The 15,820-nt window shown below is 69.6% G+C and carries 14 protein-coding genes and 1 pseudogene; 9 read left to right on the top strand and 6 right to left on the bottom strand.

What is annotated here, in order from left to right:
- Positions 1 to 16 precede the first annotated feature (16 nt).
- The 8 genes from ACTWJ8_RS02605 (at position 17) to ACTWJ8_RS02640 (ending at position 9,888) form a co-directional block, all read left to right on the top strand.
- On the top strand, positions 17 to 964 hold the full coding sequence (locus ACTWJ8_RS02605; protein ID WP_443262678.1) for an ABC transporter permease: 948 nt from the start codon (positions 17 to 19) through the stop codon (positions 962 to 964).
- Positions 961 to 2,796 carry a dipeptide/oligopeptide/nickel ABC transporter permease/ATP-binding protein gene (locus ACTWJ8_RS02610; RefSeq protein WP_443262679.1) on the top strand — a complete coding sequence of 612 codons (1,836 nt, stop codon included), beginning with the start codon at positions 961 to 963 and terminating at the stop codon, positions 2,794 to 2,796. Before ACTWJ8_RS02605 ends, ACTWJ8_RS02610 begins: the two co-directional genes overlap by 4 nt.
- On the top strand, positions 2,793 to 4,565 hold the full coding sequence (locus ACTWJ8_RS02615; protein ID WP_443262680.1) for a sugar ABC transporter ATP-binding protein: 1,773 nt from the start codon (positions 2,793 to 2,795) through the stop codon (positions 4,563 to 4,565). The genes ACTWJ8_RS02610 and ACTWJ8_RS02615 overlap by 4 nt, the downstream gene beginning before the upstream one ends.
- The gene (locus tag ACTWJ8_RS02620) at positions 4,562 to 5,536 is read left to right on the top strand and encodes an ABC transporter permease (protein ID WP_443262681.1); all 975 of its coding nucleotides are present in this window, start codon (positions 4,562 to 4,564) and stop codon (positions 5,534 to 5,536) included. Before ACTWJ8_RS02615 ends, ACTWJ8_RS02620 begins: the two co-directional genes overlap by 4 nt.
- Positions 5,533 to 6,552: an ABC transporter permease gene (locus tag ACTWJ8_RS02625; RefSeq protein WP_443262682.1), complete on the top strand. Its 1,020-nt coding sequence runs from the start codon at positions 5,533 to 5,535 to the stop codon at positions 6,550 to 6,552. The genes ACTWJ8_RS02620 and ACTWJ8_RS02625 overlap by 4 nt, the downstream gene beginning before the upstream one ends.
- Positions 6,553 to 6,876: 324 nt before the next feature.
- On the top strand, positions 6,877 to 8,067 hold the full coding sequence (locus ACTWJ8_RS02630) for an FAD-dependent oxidoreductase (protein ID WP_443264782.1): 1,191 nt from the start codon (positions 6,877 to 6,879) through the stop codon (positions 8,065 to 8,067).
- A complete protein-coding gene (locus tag ACTWJ8_RS02635; protein WP_443262683.1) occupies positions 8,064 to 8,663 on the top strand; it encodes a cupin domain-containing protein in 600 nt (199 codons plus the stop codon). The genes ACTWJ8_RS02630 and ACTWJ8_RS02635 overlap by 4 nt, the downstream gene beginning before the upstream one ends.
- A gap of 55 nt (positions 8,664 to 8,718) precedes the next feature.
- Complete coding sequence (locus ACTWJ8_RS02640; RefSeq protein ID WP_443262684.1) at positions 8,719 to 9,888, top strand: alpha/beta hydrolase family protein; 1,170 nt, start codon at positions 8,719 to 8,721, stop codon at positions 9,886 to 9,888.
- 201 nt (positions 9,889 to 10,089) lie between these two features.
- On the opposite strand, the gene ACTWJ8_RS02645 is transcribed toward ACTWJ8_RS02640, so the two are convergent.
- The 3 genes from ACTWJ8_RS02645 to ACTWJ8_RS02655 are packed head-to-tail and all read right to left on the bottom strand — an operon-like array spanning position 10,090 to position 13,154.
- Positions 10,090 to 10,860, bottom strand: coding sequence for an SDR family NAD(P)-dependent oxidoreductase (locus ACTWJ8_RS02645; protein WP_443262685.1), 771 nt, complete (start codon positions 10,858 to 10,860; stop codon positions 10,090 to 10,092).
- On the bottom strand, positions 10,857 to 12,158 hold the full coding sequence (gene hisD, locus ACTWJ8_RS02650; RefSeq protein WP_443262686.1) for a histidinol dehydrogenase: 1,302 nt from the start codon (positions 12,156 to 12,158) through the stop codon (positions 10,857 to 10,859). Before hisD ends, ACTWJ8_RS02645 begins: the two co-directional genes overlap by 4 nt.
- 48 nt (positions 12,159 to 12,206) lie before the next feature.
- The gene (locus tag ACTWJ8_RS02655) at positions 12,207 to 13,154 is read right to left on the bottom strand and encodes a VOC family protein (RefSeq protein ID WP_443262687.1); all 948 of its coding nucleotides are present in this window, start codon (positions 13,152 to 13,154) and stop codon (positions 12,207 to 12,209) included.
- Between the two features lie 295 nt (positions 13,155 to 13,449).
- On the opposite strand from ACTWJ8_RS02655, the gene ACTWJ8_RS02660 reads away from it, so the two are divergent.
- Positions 13,450 to 13,758 (top strand): antibiotic biosynthesis monooxygenase family protein, encoded by a 309-nt coding sequence (locus ACTWJ8_RS02660; RefSeq protein WP_443262688.1) that lies wholly within the window; start codon positions 13,450 to 13,452, stop codon positions 13,756 to 13,758.
- A 418-nt stretch (positions 13,759 to 14,176) separates the two neighbouring features.
- On the opposite strand, the gene ACTWJ8_RS02665 is transcribed toward ACTWJ8_RS02660, so the two are convergent.
- The 3 genes and pseudogenes from ACTWJ8_RS02665 to ACTWJ8_RS02675 form a co-directional block, all read right to left on the bottom strand.
- Positions 14,177 to 14,365 (bottom strand): Lrp/AsnC ligand binding domain-containing protein, encoded by a 189-nt coding sequence (locus ACTWJ8_RS02665; RefSeq protein WP_443262689.1) that lies wholly within the window; start codon positions 14,363 to 14,365, stop codon positions 14,177 to 14,179.
- Positions 14,366 to 14,669: 304 nt separating this feature from the next.
- Positions 14,670 to 15,008 (bottom strand): annotated as a pseudogene (locus ACTWJ8_RS02670) (DUF3500 domain-containing protein); the annotation flags it as partial.
- Complete coding sequence (locus ACTWJ8_RS02675) at positions 14,924 to 15,565, bottom strand: DUF3500 domain-containing protein (protein ID WP_443262690.1); 642 nt, start codon at positions 15,563 to 15,565, stop codon at positions 14,924 to 14,926. The gene ACTWJ8_RS02675 and the pseudogene ACTWJ8_RS02670, both read right to left, overlap by 85 nt.
- Between the last annotated feature and the right edge of the window lie 255 nt (positions 15,566 to 15,820).

Below are 15,820 nucleotides of genomic sequence, written 5' to 3' on the forward strand. Positions count from 1 at the left end.
TCCGATCGGAGCCACCATGTTGAAGCTCCTCACACGCAACGTCCTGCGGACCGTCGCGCTGCTGTTCTTCGTGACCGCGCTCGTCTTCGTCCTGCAGTCACTCGTACCGGGTGACACGGCCCGCTCGATCCTGGGCACCTCCGGCAACGAGACACTGTACGAACAGCTGCGGCAGAAGCTGGGCCTCGACCTGCCGCTGTGGCAGCAGTACCTGAACTATTGGAAGCAGGTGTTGAGCGGCTCCTTCGGAACGAACCTCACCACCGGTCAACCGGTCCTCGCCACCGTCCTCGACCGACTGCCGGTCACCCTGTCGCTCGTCCTGCTGTCCACCGCCGTGACCGCCGTCGTCGGGGTCCTCCTGGGCATCGCGGCGAGCACCGGGCGCGGCGCCCGCCGCGCGGTCGCGGACGTGACCTCGCTCATCGGCATCGCCTTCCCTAACTTCTGGCTCGCCATCCTCATGGTCCTCACGTTCGCCGTGACGATCCCGCTCTTCCCCGCCACCGGCTACACGGAGTTCGCCGATTCGCCGGCGCAGTGGATACGTTCCCTGGTCCTGCCCGTGGCGGCGCTCTCCGTGGGCGGGATCGGGCTGATCGCCAAGACCACCCGTGACAGCATGCGGCGTTGCCTCAACGGCGATTTCGCCCGCACGCTGCGCGCCAACGGGGTGAGTGAGAGCCGCGTGATCTGGCGTCACTGCCTGAAGAACAGCGCGCTGCAGATCCTGCGCGTCCTGAGCGTCGTCTTCATCGCCTCGCTCGGCGGATCCGTTCTGGTGGAGAACGTGTTCGCGCTCAACGGCCTCGGCAGCCTCATCGTCGGCGCCGTCACCGGGCACCAGATCTACCAGGTTCTCGGAGTCTCGGTCCTCTTCACCGTCCTCGTCGGAGCCGTCAACCTCGTCATCGACGTCCTGTGCGGTGTCTTCGACCCCCGGCTGAAGGGAGCCACCTCATGACGGACGTGTCCGCACCGGACCTGTCCTCGGACTCCACGCCCCGGCGGCAAGCGGGCTTCTGGGCCCGGCTCGCCAGGCGTCCGTCGGCCCTCGCCAGCGCCGCCGTCCTCGGTGTGATCGTGCTGGCATGCCTGCTGGCCCCCGTGCTCGCACCCGCCGATCCCCTCTCGCAGGACCTGTCCCAGGTACTGCGGACACCCGGCTCCGCCCATCTGCTGGGCACCGACAGCCTGGGCCGGGACGTCCTGAGCCGACTGCTGTACGGCGGCCGGTCGAGCCTCGCCGCCACGCTGGTGGCGCTGGGGGTGGCCGCCGCGCTCGGCCCGTCGCTGGGGATCTGGGCGGGATACCGCGGAGGACGCGCGGACCGGGTGATCTCCGCAGGGATCGTCACACTGCTGGCCGTCCCCTCGATCGTCATCCTGCTCGCGGTGCTGGCGGAGTTCCCCTCCACCATGGCGGCGCCCATGATCGCGTTGGGTGTGCTCGGCGCGGCACCCATCGCGCTCGTGGTGCGCGGTGCGACCCGTTCGATCAGTCTGGACGCCTTCGTCTCCGCGGCTGAACTGGCCGGGGTGAGCCAGACACGGATCATGGTCCGTCACATCCTTCCGCGGCTGACGGGCGTCCTGGTCGTCCAACTGTCCCTCTTCGCCTGCGTGGCACTGGTGATGCAGGGCGGTCTGGCCTATCTCGGTCTGGGCATCCCCCAGCCGGCTCCGAGCTGGGGCGGTGGCATCGCGGAGGCCCAGAAGGCCATCTTCCGTACGCAGTGGCTGTTCGTGCCGTACGGCGGCGTGCTCGCCCTGACGACCCTCGCCGTCGCCCTGCTCGGCGACGCCGTGCGGGACGCGGCTGCGGAAACGCTGCACGCCGAGTCCCCGGGTACGCGCCGCGACAACGCCGGCGCCCGCCCGGCACCCGACCCCGCTCCACCGCAGAGCGCACCGGACAAGGACGACACCGACCTCGGCCCCGACACCGTTCTCCGGGTCCGCGAGCTGTCGGTGACCTTCGAAGGACAGCCGCGGCCGGCTGTCGCCGGAGCCGGCCTGGCGGTGCGCCGCGGCGAGGTGCTGGGGGTGGTCGGGGAGTCCGGCAGCGGCAAGAGCACCCTGATGATGGCGCTGCTCGGCCTTCTCCCCGGTTCGGCCAGGGTCACCGGCGGGCCGGCGGAGCTGGACGGCCGGGACCTGCTGGCGCTGGACCGACGGAGCATGCGCCGCACCCTCGGCAAGGAGATCGCGCTCATCGCCCAGGACCCCATGGCCGCGCTGGATCCCGCCTTCACGGTGGGATCCCTGCTCGACGAGATCGTCCGCGGCCACGGCGCCCCGGCCGGCCGGACGGTCCGCGAACGGACGGACGAACTGCTTCGGCGGGTGTCGTTCAAGGATCCGGAGCGGATCCGCCGACTGTATCCGCACGAGCTGTCGGGTGGTATGGCGCAGCGCGTCTGCATCGCCATGGCGATCTCCGCCGGCCCGAAGGTGCTGGTCGCGGACGAGGCCACGACCGCGCTCGACGTGACCGTGCAGACCCACATACTCGACCTCCTCCGGGATCTCGCGGACACGGCTTCGATGGCGGTGGTCGTGCTGACCCACAACCTGGGTGTGGTGGCCGACATCTGCGATCGCGTCGTGGTGATGAGGAACGGGCAGGTCGTTGAGTCGGGCGACACGGACCAGGTGTTCTACGAGAGCACCGAGCCCTACGTCGCGGAGCTGCTCGCCTCGACCCCGTCGCTGATCCCCCTGGACCGCGACTCCGCCGGGCCGCCCTCCCCCCGTTCCACACAGTCCGCACCATCCGAGGGAGTCACCTCTTGAACACGCTGCTGACCGTTTCCGGGCTGAGCGTGGACTACGGGCGCCGGCCCGCCCGCCGTGTCGTCTCGGACGTCTCCTTCACCGTGGAGCACGGTGAGACCGTGGCTCTTGTCGGTGAGTCCGGCTCGGGCAAGACGACCATCGGGCGCGCGGTGCTCGGGCTCGTGCGGCCGTCCGAAGGCACCGTCGTGCTGGAGGGCCGCACCGTTGATGTCTCGTCGTTGCGCGACCGGCGAGGCTGGGCGGGCACCATGCAGGCCGTCTTCCAGGACCCGGGAAGGTCCCTGAACCCCTCGCTCCGGGTCGGCACCTCCGTGGCGGAGCCGCTCACCGCGTCGGGCGGGACGCGTGCCGCCGACCGCGCGGCGACCGTTGCGCGGCTCATCCGGCGGGTCGGGCTGCCTGAGGACACCGCGGACCGATATCCCGGGCAGTTCTCCGGGGGCCAGCGGCAGCGGATCGGGATCGCGCGGGCCCTGGTGGTCGGCCCGCGCTCGGTGCTGGAGAACGTGTGGCTGGGCGCCGACGGGGTCCTGCGGCGCAAGGTCTCCGAGGCGGGCAAGCGGGCCAGGGCCGCCGAGGTGCTGGCCGAACTGCTCGGTGCGGCACCCGACCTGGACACACCGGTCGAGCGGCTGTCGCTGAGCGATCGGCAGGCCTGCGGGATCGCCCGCGCGCTCGTCCGCGATCCCAAGGTACTGGTCCTCGACGAGGCCACCAGCGCGCTCGACGTGGCCACCCGGGACCGGCTCTTCCAGGCCGTCGCCCGGCGTACGGCAGACGGCATGGCCGTGCTGTTCGTGTCGCACCGCATGGACGAGGTCGACGCGGTCTGCGACCGGGTGTCCGTGCTCCGCTCAGGTGAGTCGGTGGCCACGCTGGACGGCGCCGATGCCACCACCGCCGAGCTCGTGCGTCTGATGACCGGCGCGGAGCACCTCACCGACATCCCCGGGGGAAGCACCTTGGCCCATCGAACCCTGCCCGCAGCCGACGCGCCGGTGGTGCTCCGGGTGAGCGGCCTGCGGCTCGGGCCGGACACCGAACCGGTCGACTTCGAGCTGCGGGCCGGGGAGCTGGTCGGCCTGGCCGGGCTGGAGGGCCACGGTCAGGACGCCTTCATCAAGGCGCTCTGGCACGGGCCGGCCGGCGAAGGCGCCGTCACCCGGCTCGAGGTGGGCGGCGAGAGAGAGATCCGCTCGCAGCAGCACGCGGCGTCCTGCGGCATCGGCTACGTACCGCGCGACAGGCGCGGCGAGGCACTGTTCGGGGCGCTGTCCATCCGGGAGAACTTCTCGGCCGCGACCCAGGCCAAGGACGCCCGTGGTGGACTGCTGTCGCGTGCGTCCGCTCTCGCCCGCTTCGCGGAATACCGCTCCGGCCTCAAGATCCGGATGGGCCGCGCGTCCGACCCGATCACCACGCTGTCCGGCGGCAACCAGCAGAAGGTCGTCATCGCCCGCTGGCTGGCCCACCGTCCGGACGTCCTGCTCCTCAACGACCCCACCCGGGGCGTGGACATCGGCGCCAAGCGGGACATCTACGCCCTGCTCGACGAGCTCACCGCGCGCGGAGTCGCGGTGGTCATGCTCTCCACGGAGGTCGACGAGCACATCGAACTGATGGACCGTGTCCTGGTCTTCCGCGAGAACTGCCACTCCACGACCCTCGACCGGCAGGCCCTGACCCGCGGTTCCCTTGTCGCCGCGTTCTTCGGACGCACGGTCACCCCGGTCGCCGGCTCGGCCTCCCCGGATGGTGACGCATGAACGCCCTTGTCCTATTGCGGTCCCGGCTAGGCGCCCACCCGTGGGCGTTCGCCGCGCTCCTCGCGCTGCTGCTCCTGGTGGTCAACACCGCGATCCAGCCCGCGTTCCTGGCCTTCGGCAACTGGGCCGCAGTGCTCGCGTCCCTCGCTCCGCTGGCCGTGGCCGCCATGGCCGGTACCCCGGCAATCCTGTCGGGTGGCGGTGGCATCGACATCTCCATCGGGCCGCTGCTGACCCTGGTCGACATCGTCATCGTGGCGGACCTGCTGCCGCGCGGCTTCACCTCACCGTTCGTGGTGGTCCCCATCTGCCTGGCACTCGGCGCGGCCATCGGCACGGTCAACGGGGTACTCGTCGCCGTCCTGCGCTTCCAGCCGGTGGTGGCCACGCTGTGCGCGAACATCGTCATCGGAGGGCTGGCCACCCAGGTGCAGGGCGACACCGTCCCCACCGGGAGCACCTCGTGGACCAAGGACCTGGCCGGTTCCTTCGGTCCGATTCCCGGCGGACTGCTGACGATCGGTGCCCCGCTCCTCATCTGGTGGGGGCTGTCCCGCACCCCGTTCGTCAAGACGCTGTACGCGGTGGGCGGCGACGACGCCACGGCCTTCTCGGCGGGCGTGAACGTGGCGAAGGTCCGGATCGCCGCGTACGGCGTCGGCGGCCTGTTCGCGGGTGTCGCAGGCCTGGCCCTGATGTCCCTGATCAGCGAGGGCGCGGCCAGCATGTCCGCGCAGTACACGCTGCTGGCCATCGCGGCGATCGCCCTCGGCGGAACGGCCCTGGGCGGTGGTCGTGGTTCGCTGCTCGGCTCGCTGCTGGGCGCCGCGACCATCTACCTGATCAACAACCTGCTCAACGTGGTGAAGGTGTCCACCCTGTGGTCCACCGCGATCTACGGCGCCATGCTGCTCTTCGCCGTGATTGTGGGCGCTGTGTTGACCAACGCCCGCAGGAGGGCCGCCGCATGACCACACAGACCGCCGCGGCGGACCCGGCGGCGGGCGGGGACGCGGTCCCCTTCCTCCAGCGGATCGGCCAATGGCAACGCCGCGTTCCACTGTTCCAACTCCTCGCCCTGGCCGCGTTGTACGGCTACGGGCTGAGCACCATCGACAGCTTTGGCTCACAACGGGTGCTGTACGCGATCCTCATCAACGCCTCGCTGCTCGGCCTGGCGGGGGCGGGCCAGACGATCGTCGTCCTGGTGGGCGGGATCGACTTCTCCATCGCCGCGTTCATCTCGGCCGGCGATGTCATCATCGCCCAGCTGTGCGGCACGTACCACTGGTCGCTCGGTCCCGCGGCCCTGGTGGCGCTGGCCGTCGGCCTGGCAGGCGGCGTCGTCAACGGGGTGGTGTCGTACCGGTTCAAGGTCGAGCCGCTGATCGTGACGCTGGGGGTCAGCGCACTGCTGTCCGGGCTGATCCTGAAGTGGATCAACGGCGCCTCCACCGGCGTCACCCCGGCCTGGCTGGGAAGGCTGACCGCCGCCAACGGCACAACGTTCAGTGTGGGCATCCCGCCGGTGGTCCCCGTCTGGGCGGTGGTGGCGGTCGTCATCGGGGTGGTGCTCTCCCGCACCCGCGCCGGCCGCAGCCTCTACCTGACCGGCGTCAACCAGCCCGCTGCCCTTCTCGCGCTGGTTCGGGTCGGCCGCACCTGGATCTTCGCGTATGTGGCCAGCGCGGTGCTCGCAACCTTCGTGGGCATCCTGCTGGCCGGCTACTCGGGTTCCGGGAACGTGGCGATCGGCGACCCCTACCTGTTCCAGTCCCTGGCCGCGGTCATCGTCGGCGGCACCATGTTCGGCGGGCGCGGCGACTACTGGCGGACGATGATCGGCGCGCTGGTGCTGTCGGTGATCGCTCTGCTGCTGAGTGCCCATCAACTGTCCTCCGCACAACAGGACATGATCACCGGCGGCCTCATCCTGCTCGTCGTCGGCCTCTACGGCAGGGAACGGCGGCTGCGCGACCGCATCTGAGGCCATTGGGGCGGCGGGCCGGCACAGCACGCCTGCACGCCGCCCCATACGGGTACGCCGCCTCACACCGGCTCGCGCCGCCCGGCTCGGACCCTCGTCCGGGGCCACCGGATTCCGGATACCAGCCATCGGCGGAACCGTACGCCGCACGGGACGAAGCCGCCCCGTCCCCGCCCACGAAAGCGGAGCTGACCAGGGCGAAAGGCCCGCCATTCGACGTACACCGCCCCCGCCGGGACGCCCATGACGGGGCGCCACGGCCCACTCACCGGGCCGTACGCAACCGCCGCGACAGCGCGGAGATGGATGGCATCGCCAACGCCGATGCACGGATCCACTGTCCCTGACCTACGGTCCAAGAACAGCCAAAACAGCCTGTCTTCGGGAGGAGCAAAGAGGATGACGGTCTCATCCGTTCTCGTGGTCGGTGGCGGTATCACCGGCTGCGTAGCGGCGATCGCGCTCGCACAGAGAGGCACCGAAGTGGTGCTTGTGGAGCGCTCGCCTCAGTGGTTCGGCGTCGGTCACGGCATCACCGTTCAGGGCAACGCGCTGAAGGTGTTCCGCGACATCGGGGTACTCGATCCCATACTTGAGAAGGGCCGCGGTTTCGACCAGGTCCGGATGCGGCTGGCCGACGGCACGGACCTCGCGAACATCGACGTGGCACGCACCGGCGGCGCGGACCTTCCCGCGACGATGGGTGCGCTGCGCAGCGACATCCAAAACGTGCTGGTGGCGAAGATCCGCGAATTGGGTGTCGAGGTACGACTCGCGACCGAGCTGGTCGGCTTCGAGACGGTGGACGACCGGGTACGGGCCGAACTGTCCGACGGCCGGACCGAGTTCTACGACGTCGTCGTCGCCGCCGACGGCATCAAGTCCGCCACCCGCCGGCAGCTCGGCATGCCGGAGGACAAGCAGCCCTCCGGCATGGGCATCTGGCGGGCCGTGGTGGGGCGCACACCTGAGATGTCGGTGTCGGGCCTCTACTACGGCGGCCCGGCCTACAAGGTGGGGTTCACCCCTATATCCGACGAGCTCTGCTACGCGTACGTCCTGACCGAGCCGGAGCGACCCGACAACGGGCTCAGCGACGCGGCGGAGATGCGCCGGCTGCTCGACGGTTACGGCGGCGACGTGCCGCACATCCGCGACCAGATCACCGAGGACACCTTCCTCAACTTCCAGCCCATCGAATGGCTGCTGGTCAAGGGGTCCTGGCATCGGGGCAGGGTGATCGCCATCGGTGACGCCGTGCACGCCTGCCCGCCGCTCATCGCGCAGGGCGCCGCCCAATGCGCGGAGGACGCCCTGCTGCTGGCAGACCACCTGACCCGCGAGGGCGACATGGAGAAACTGCTGACCGAGTTCGAGGAGCGCCGCCGGCCGCGCGTCGAGCTGGTCGTGCAGGCGTCGCTGCAGCTCGTGGAGTGGGAGGTCTCCCCGACACCGGATGCCGACCCAGGAGGCGTGATGGAACGTTCCCTCAAGGCCCTGGCGGAGCCCGCATGAGCGCCGCCGAGCAGCCGGCGAGCAAGACTCCCCGCCGCGTCGTCACCGGGCACGACGCCCAGGGTGTGTCGGTCGTCGTCTCGGACGGCCCGGTGCCTGTGCACCGATACATGCCGCAGGACGGCGTGGGTTTCTCCGAGATCTGGCAGACCGAGGACTCCCCCGCGGTGATCCTGCCGGTCGAGCCGGACGAGCCGACGGAGCGCACCCTTCGGGTGCCGCCGGAACCGCGCGGCACCAAGATCCGCATCAATGAGTTCTTCCCCGGTCATGTCGGCCCGAAGGGCAACCAGTCGCCGGTGCACCGCACCGAGTCCGTCGACTATGGCATCGTGCTGGAGGGCGAAATCGTCCTGATGCTCGACGACAGCGAGGTCACGCTGCGCGCGGGCGACGTCGTGGTGCAGCGGGGCACCGACCATGCATGGGCCAACCGCAGCGAGAGCGTGTGCCGAGTGGCGTTCGTCCTGGTGGGCGGCGAGTTCTCGGCCGAGCTCCTCGACATGCTGCCCGCCGATGTCCGCGGCTCACTGATGACGCACGGCCCGCACGACGGCGCAGGTCCCACCGCGGCGTCGGCGCCGCCGCAGACCTGACCTCGCCCGGCTCGGCGCCGCCCACCTCCCCTTCTTACTTCCACGGAGCAGCAGCATGTTCATGTACTTTCCCACCAACTACGTCTGGAGCATGTCGGTCGTCGCGACGCTCAACAACGGCGGTTACATCGACGAGGTCGACCGAGCCTGCAAGCCGGTCCTGCTGGCCTCGCAGAACGGCGACGACACCGGTACCGAGGAGCTGTACGCGTCCTGGGCAGCCGTCGCCGACCGGCTACTGGAGAAGGCTCGGGCGGACGAAACGGCCGGCCGGCGGATCGGCGCCGGACAGACGTACTACCGGGCCTCGCTCTACACCTCGCAGGCGGAGCGGCTCCAGTCGCCGCAGTGGGAGGGGCGCAACGCCGCCTACCAGAAGTCGATCGACCTGCTGCTCAAGCACGTGGAGCTGTGCGGGGTGCCACTCACCCCGGTCGACATCCCCTACGAGGACTCGTCCCTGCCGGGCTACTTCCTCCGTGCTCCCGGCGAGGGGCCGCACCCGGTGGTGATCCAGTGGAACGGTCTGGACTCGACCAAGGAGATGATGTACTACTCCGGCTTCCCGCAGATGCTGGCGGAGCGCGGGATATCCACGCTGATGGTCGATACGCCGGGCTCCGGCGAGGCGCTGAGGCTGCGCGGCCTGACTGCCCGTTACGACACCGAGGCGTGGGCGGCGGCCATCCTCGACTTCATCGAGACCGAGGCCGGATCGCTCGGCGCCGACCCGGATGCCGTGGGCATCGTCGGCTGGTCCCTGGGCGGCTATTACGCGCCCCGGGCCGCCGCCTTCGAAAAGCGCCTGAAACTCGCGGTGGCCTGGGGCGCCAACCACAACTGGGCCGAGGTGCAGCACAGGCGCCGCAACCGTGAGGGCGAGAACCCGGTCCCGCATTACTGGGACCACGTCTGCTGGGTGTGGGGCGCGGACGACGTCGAGGACTTCATGGACAAGACCCGTCACATGCACCTCGACGGCGTCGCCGAGCAGATCACCGTGCCGCTGCTGATCACGCACGGCGTCGGCGACCGGCAGATCGGCGTCGAGTACGCACACCGTACCTACGACCAGGCCGTCAACAGCCCGAAGCGCGAACTGCGCCTCTTCGACGACCCCGAGGGCGGCACCGAGCACATCTCCATCGACAACATGCCGTACGTCGCCGGCATCATCGCGGACTGGACGGCCGAGACCTTCGCCGACCTGAACACTAAGCTCTGACGCGCAGTCCCGGATCCCCGCACCCCACCCCGGGGCGCGGGGACCTACGCATGTCCGCACCCCGTAGTCCTGCCCCGCCGTCCTCAGGGACATGGTGGAACCGAACCGGCCCTCGGCAGCGAAAGGGGCGGGGAACCAACCGGCTCCCCGCCCCGCACCGCCCTGTCCTGCCTGTCCCTGCTCCGCCGCGCACGGGCGGGGTCACGCCGGCGCGATCATCCCAGCCGACAGATCGATGTCCGCCCCGCACAGCCCCGGCATCCCCAGCATGGCCACCAGCGCCCGCGCCACCTCGCCCTCCTCCACCAGGCGGCCGAGCGCGGCCCGGGAGGCGAAGTCCCGCTCGGCCTCCTCCTCGGTGCAGCCGGTGAGTTCCGCGGTGAGCCGGAAGTTGCGGGCCATCCGCGGTCCCCGGACCGGGCCCGGGGACAGGGAGTTGACGGCCACGCCGAGCGGGCCCACCTCACCCGCCAGAGTGCGGGTCAGCCCGATCAGCGCCATCTTGGAAGCGGTGTACGGCGTACGGTTCAGCAGCGGGCGCTTCCCGCTGACCGAGGCCACGTTGACCACGTCGCCGCGCCCGGCCGCCGTCATGGCCGGCAGGAACGCCCGGCACATCAGGTACACCCCGCGCACGTTGGCCGCGAACACCTCATCCCACTCGTCGGGCTCGATGTCGGTCAACCGCTTGACCGGTCCGGCCACACCCGCATTGTTGACCAGCACCGACACATCTTCGTCGGCGAGTTCCACGGCCAGCGCCGCCACCGACGCCGGGTCGGCGACGTCGCAGAGCGCCGTACGGGCGCTCCCGCCCTCCTTCTCGACCAGGCCAACGGCCTCCGCCAGCGAGCCTTCGTTGCGACCGGTGAGGATCGTCCGGGCGCCGGCCTGCGCCAGGGCGAGCGCGAACGCTCGCCCCAGCGGACCGCCGCCGCCGGTGACCAGCGCGGTACGCCCGCGCAGGGTCACCGCGGGTCCCACGGGAGCGCGTCGCCCGCGGCCAGGGTCGCTCGCAGGTCCCCAGAGCGGGCGTGGCCCTCGAACAGCTCCACCCGGGCTGCCCGGCCACACAGCCGGCCCAACTCGGCCTGTGACGTCGGGTCGGTGACCTCCTGATAGGTCACCGTCTTGAGGTACTTGCCGACCCACAGGCCGCCCGTGTAGCGGGCCGCGCCCCGAGTGGGCAGCACGTGGTTGGTGCCGATCACCTTGTCACCGAAGGAGACACAAGTGCCCCCGCCGAGGAAGAGTGCCCCGTACTGGCTCATCCGCTCCAGCGCCTGGCGCGGCTGAGCGGTCAGCACCTCGACGTGCTCAGAGGCGAACAAGTCGGCCAGTGACCAGAGTTCGTCCATCGAGTCGACCACGATGACCTGGCCGTGGTCACGCCAGGCGGGGCCGGCGAAGTCGTTGGTGGGCATGCCCGGCAGCAGCGCCTCCACGTGCGCGATCGTCTCCCGGGCGATCCGCTCCGAGGTGGTGATCAGCACCGCCGGGGAGTCCGGGCCGTGCTCGGCCTGTGAGAGCAGGTCGACGGCGCAGGTGAACGGGTCGGCGTCGTCGTCCGCCACGACCAGGATCTCGGTCGGGCCTGCGAACAGGTCGATGCCGATCTCGCCGAACAACTGCCGCTTCGCCTCGGCGACATACGCGTTACCGGGTCCGGCGATCAGGTTCACCGGCTTCATCGTCTCGGTCCCGACCGCCATCGCCGCCACCGCCTGGACACCGCCCAGCAGCCAGATCTCGTCGGCCCCGGCGAGGTGTGCCGCGGCGACGGTGGCGCCGGGGATCTCGCCGTGGATCGGCGGGGTGCAGGCCACCACGTGCGGGACGCCCGCCACCTTCGCGGTGATGATCGTCATGTGGGCGGAGGCGGTCAGCGGATAACGCCCGCCCGGGATGTACGCACCCGCTGCCTGGACGGGGACGTGCTTCTGGCCGAGCCGCACGCCCGGCAGCGTCTCGATCTCGAACTCGCGCATCGAGTCCATCTGCGCTTCGGCGAAGGCGCGGACGTTGCGCTGGACGGTCACGATGTCCTCGATGACCTGCTGCGGGACCGAGGCGACGATCTCCTCGATCTGCTCGGCGGAGAGCCGGAAGGACTCCGGGCTCCAGTTGTCGAACTTCGAGGAGTACTCCCGGACCGCCACGTCGCCGCGCTCGCGAATGTCAGCGATGACACCGGAGACGGTCTCACGGACCTGGTCGAGGGAGGCGGCGACCTGCGCCTTGGGTACGGCGGTCTTCAGATGCTGAGCCACAACGGCTGCCTTTCTGGGAAGGGGTGGTGATGGGGTGCCGGCAACGGGTCACACGGGGGGCGCCTCGAAGAGCACGTCCGGATCGTTGAACTGCTCCTTGGCGACCGACTCGCTCATCGGGTCCGCCGTGCCCCACTGGTCCTGCACCTCGGGGTCGTCCACGTCGTGGCGGCCGGGGTGCCACAGGTCCTCTTCGAGGACCGCGAGCTCGGTGGTGTACTCCACCGTGTTGCCGTGCGGATCGTGGAAGTAGGAGAACGTGTTGTCGCCCGCGTGGTGGCGGCCGGGCCCCCAGGTCAGCCGGGCACCGGCACGCAACGCGCGGCCGGTGCCGCGCATGTACTCCTCCACTCCGCGCATCTCGAACGACGCGTGGTGCAGCGAGACATGGGGGCCGCGGGCGATGGCGAAGGAGTGGTGCAGCGGGCTGCACCGCAGGAAGTACATCAGGTCGCCCATGTGGTGCGAGTACAGGGTGTCCGTCAGCCGGAAGCCCAGGTGCTTGACGTACCAGGCCAACAGGCTTTCCGGATTCTGCGAGTTGACCACGCAGTGCGACAGCCGCACCGGTACGGCCTCGCGCTCCTCGATCTTGCGGTGCTCCCGGACGGACACCTCCGCGGACACCTCCACGACCCGACCGTCCGGATCGAAGAAGCGCACGCCGTAGCCGCCACCCGGGGTGTCCAGGCTCCGGGGCTCGTGGATGAGCCGGACACCGGCCCGGCCCAGCCGCAGCGCCAGTTCGTCCACCGCGGCCGGGGAGGTGGCGCCGAAGGCGACCAGGTCCATCCGCTTGCGATCGTCCTTCCGGATGCGCACCACGTACTGCTCGGGGCTGCCTTCCGCGGCGAAGAACGCAATGTTGCTGTCGTTCGCCACCTCCGTCAGACCCCATGTGGTGCCGTAGAACGCACGCTGCGCCGCGAAGTCGGGCACAGCAAGGTCGACATGGCGCAGATGGCTGATGGGCTGGAATGGTGCCTCGGTGATCACGGTCCGCTCCTGACGGTGTCGCGCGGGTCGTCCAGTCCGGTCGTGCACAAAGGACATTCCTCGGGCATGGACGGGGACCCTTCGACGCTAGGCACGCAGGCCGGATGGCGGAAATGGGCATTCGAGATGCCTGGCATCGCCCGGACGGCATCGAAGCAGCGCCCCGCCGGGCCGGAGCCGCGGGCCCATCGCACCGGACGATGGATGGCGTGTGTCCTGTCGATATTCCGGCCCGTTGACCAGCACCGCTGCCCCCTGCATGCTCGGACGACCGTCTAGGACAGGGAGCACGCACGTGATCATCGAACACGCCGAATTGACCATCGACGCGGGTACCGAGGAGAAGTTCCTCGCCGCCTTCGCCGAGGCCCGCGAGGTCATCTCCGAGGCCGACGGCTTTCTCTGGGTGAAGCTGCACCGCGGTGTGGAGCGTCCGTGCACTTTCCTCTTGCTGGTCGGCTGGGAGTCGGTCGAGGCGCACACCGAGGGTTTCCGCGCATCCGAGCGATTCACGCGCTGGCGCTCCCTGATCGGGCCGTACTTCGCCACTGCCCCGGTCGTGGAGCACTTCCACGAAGAGGCATCCTTCCGTCCCCTCGACTGACCGGGGCTCAGTCCCTCACGATCCGCCCTGTTCCCACCGCCGCCCGTTCGCGTCGAATCCGTGCCATTGGAGACAACGCGGCGGTCCACGGATTCCCGGTGGCCTCGGCTGAACCGGTGAAGAGTTCGCCCATGGGCCGTTCGGAGGGGAACCGCAGGAGGCTTTCATCGGCTCGTTGCCGGCACGCCGCTGATGTCGGAGGCTATGCCGTGCAAGGCGTGGGGGCATCGCAGCGAACCCTGAACCGTTGAGCAGCACGGGCGGCACACCCTCGCGCCCCGGAAGATCGAGGACACAAGGCGGGTAAGCGGGAGGCAGGTCAGCGGGCCGACATCCTTGCCTCCATGCCTGGACCACACTCGTTCCCTTCCAACTCGTCGTGCAGCTTCGCGATCAGCGGGACGATCTGGGGCATGAGTCAGCGGCTGAGCACGACCTTGGTCGAGGTTCGCTGGACAGCGTCGACCGCGATCCGTTGCAGGGCCTCTTCCAGGCCGGCATTGTCCTTCGCGACGACCCGGCACAGTAGGTCGGCGTCTCCGGCCACCGCGTTCGCCTTGATGACCTCCGGTATGCCGCTCAGGCCCGCAAGAGTGTGGTCGATCATGCCTTGGATGTTCAGGCGGACATAGGCGAGCCGCCCCGTCCGCCAAGCGCACGCAGTATCTCCGGGATGTCGGCGGCGACGCCACCTGCGACCACACTCCGGCTCGGACATGCTGCTGCGTCGGTGCGCCGCCACCCATCCCATCGCCACCTCCAGGGCCGCCGGACGGCGCGCCGCTCGGCCGGCCGGACGGCTCGCTGCTGGGCAACCCGCCGCCACTGCCGGACTTGGTGCCACAGAAGAGTGGTGACCGGGCGTCGTACTCGATGAGCACGACCGGGGTGTGACCGCGGTAGTAGAAGGCCGAGAAGCCCTTCGTCTCTCCCAGCCAGTAGAAGTAGGTGGCGTCGCGGTGCTCCTCGGCCTCCTTCATCTGCACTTCCTCGTGCCCCTCGGTCCAGCAGCTTCACTTCTGCGACGCGGTCATCCTCGAACTGGGCAGCCCCGCGTAGGGGAGCTTGAGGTTGTCCTGACCGGCGCCGGCGAGCATGTCCGTGCCGCTCTTCTCCTTCTTGAAGTCGATGACCTCGGCCCGCTGCGCCTTGCTCAGCAAACGGATCATCGCGAGTCCGGCCGTCGTCTCCGGCTTGAAGAAATGAATCTTCTCGCCCTTGTACGTGATCTTCGTCGGCTCGGAGCCCATGAAAGAGTGGGCGTCATGACGACCTGGTCGCCCAGCATGAAACAGTTGATGGCGACGTGGTGCCCATCGAACTGGAAGCCCCACGGCCTTACTGGTCGACGGGGCATCTTGAGCTTCATGACGTTGCGTGTCTGGGTGAGCCCGTCCGCGGACAGCGCCTTGCCGAGCAGCGCGTAGTCCAATTTCCGCCGCGCGGCGGTGATGTCACACATCCGGACACCTTCGCGCTCATAACCGTCGACGTTGCTCCAGGCCAGCCACTCGTCGTCGTCCACGTCGAACGTGCACGCGCGACGTTCCTTGGCGGAGAGTCCGTCGAGGAATGCCTGCGCGGCATGCACCACCGCCGTCGTGGAGACACTCGTGGAATGGATCGAGTAGAGGTCGGCGACGATTTTGCCGTCAGTCGCTAGTCCCTTGAAAACGTCGTACTCCACCTCGTCCACGCCCGGCCCACCGGACGACGCCGACGCTTTCGCGGCGTCCGAGGAGTTGGCCGAGCATCCGGTCATGCTGGCGAGAACGGCGACGCCACCGGCGAGCAACGCCTCGTTCATGAACCACCGGCGCGTGCGGTCGACTTCAGGGCTCCGGGGCCCCTGTCCATGCATGGGGCATGCCTTGCCGATCTCGCCGTGCAGGGCAGGGGCGTGAGCTGTCAATTCCTGTGACGCGTTTTCGGCCGATCCGGATTCCGGGGAACACAGGCGGCTGCACCACCACGACGAGACCGGCCGGCCCCCGGTCGTCCGGGCCCAATTCGTGCCCATTGCCCCTCGATGTCGGGCCCCATCAGCGTTCCTGAGAATGTG

The organism is Streptomyces sp. SDT5-1, assembly GCF_052245995.1.
GTDB lineage: Bacteria > Actinomycetota > Actinomycetes > Streptomycetales > Streptomycetaceae > Streptomyces.

Bases quoted from the DNA above. Each gene is read 5' to 3' on its own strand.
- ACTWJ8_RS02605 (WP_443262678.1), top strand. From the start codon at position 17: ATGTTGAAGCTCCTCACACGCAACGTCCTGCGGACCGTCGCGCTGCTG.
- ACTWJ8_RS02610 (WP_443262679.1), top strand. From the start codon at position 961: ATGACGGACGTGTCCGCACCGGACCTGTCCTCGGACTCCACGCCCCGG.
- ACTWJ8_RS02620 (WP_443262681.1), top strand. From the start codon at position 4,562: ATGAACGCCCTTGTCCTATTGCGGTCCCGGCTAGGCGCCCACCCGTGG.
- ACTWJ8_RS02625 (WP_443262682.1), top strand. From the start codon at position 5,533: ATGACCACACAGACCGCCGCGGCGGACCCGGCGGCGGGCGGGGACGCG.
- ACTWJ8_RS02630 (WP_443264782.1), top strand. From the start codon at position 6,877: ATGCACGGATCCACTGTCCCTGACCTACGGTCCAAGAACAGCCAAAAC.
- ACTWJ8_RS02635 (WP_443262683.1), top strand. From the start codon at position 8,064: ATGAGCGCCGCCGAGCAGCCGGCGAGCAAGACTCCCCGCCGCGTCGTC.
- ACTWJ8_RS02640 (WP_443262684.1), top strand. From the start codon at position 8,719: ATGTTCATGTACTTTCCCACCAACTACGTCTGGAGCATGTCGGTCGTC.
- ACTWJ8_RS02665 (WP_443262689.1), bottom strand. From the start codon at position 14,365: ATGATCGACCACACTCTTGCGGGCCTGAGCGGCATACCGGAGGTCATC.
- ACTWJ8_RS02675 (WP_443262690.1), bottom strand. From the start codon at position 15,565: ATGAACGAGGCGTTGCTCGCCGGTGGCGTCGCCGTTCTCGCCAGCATG.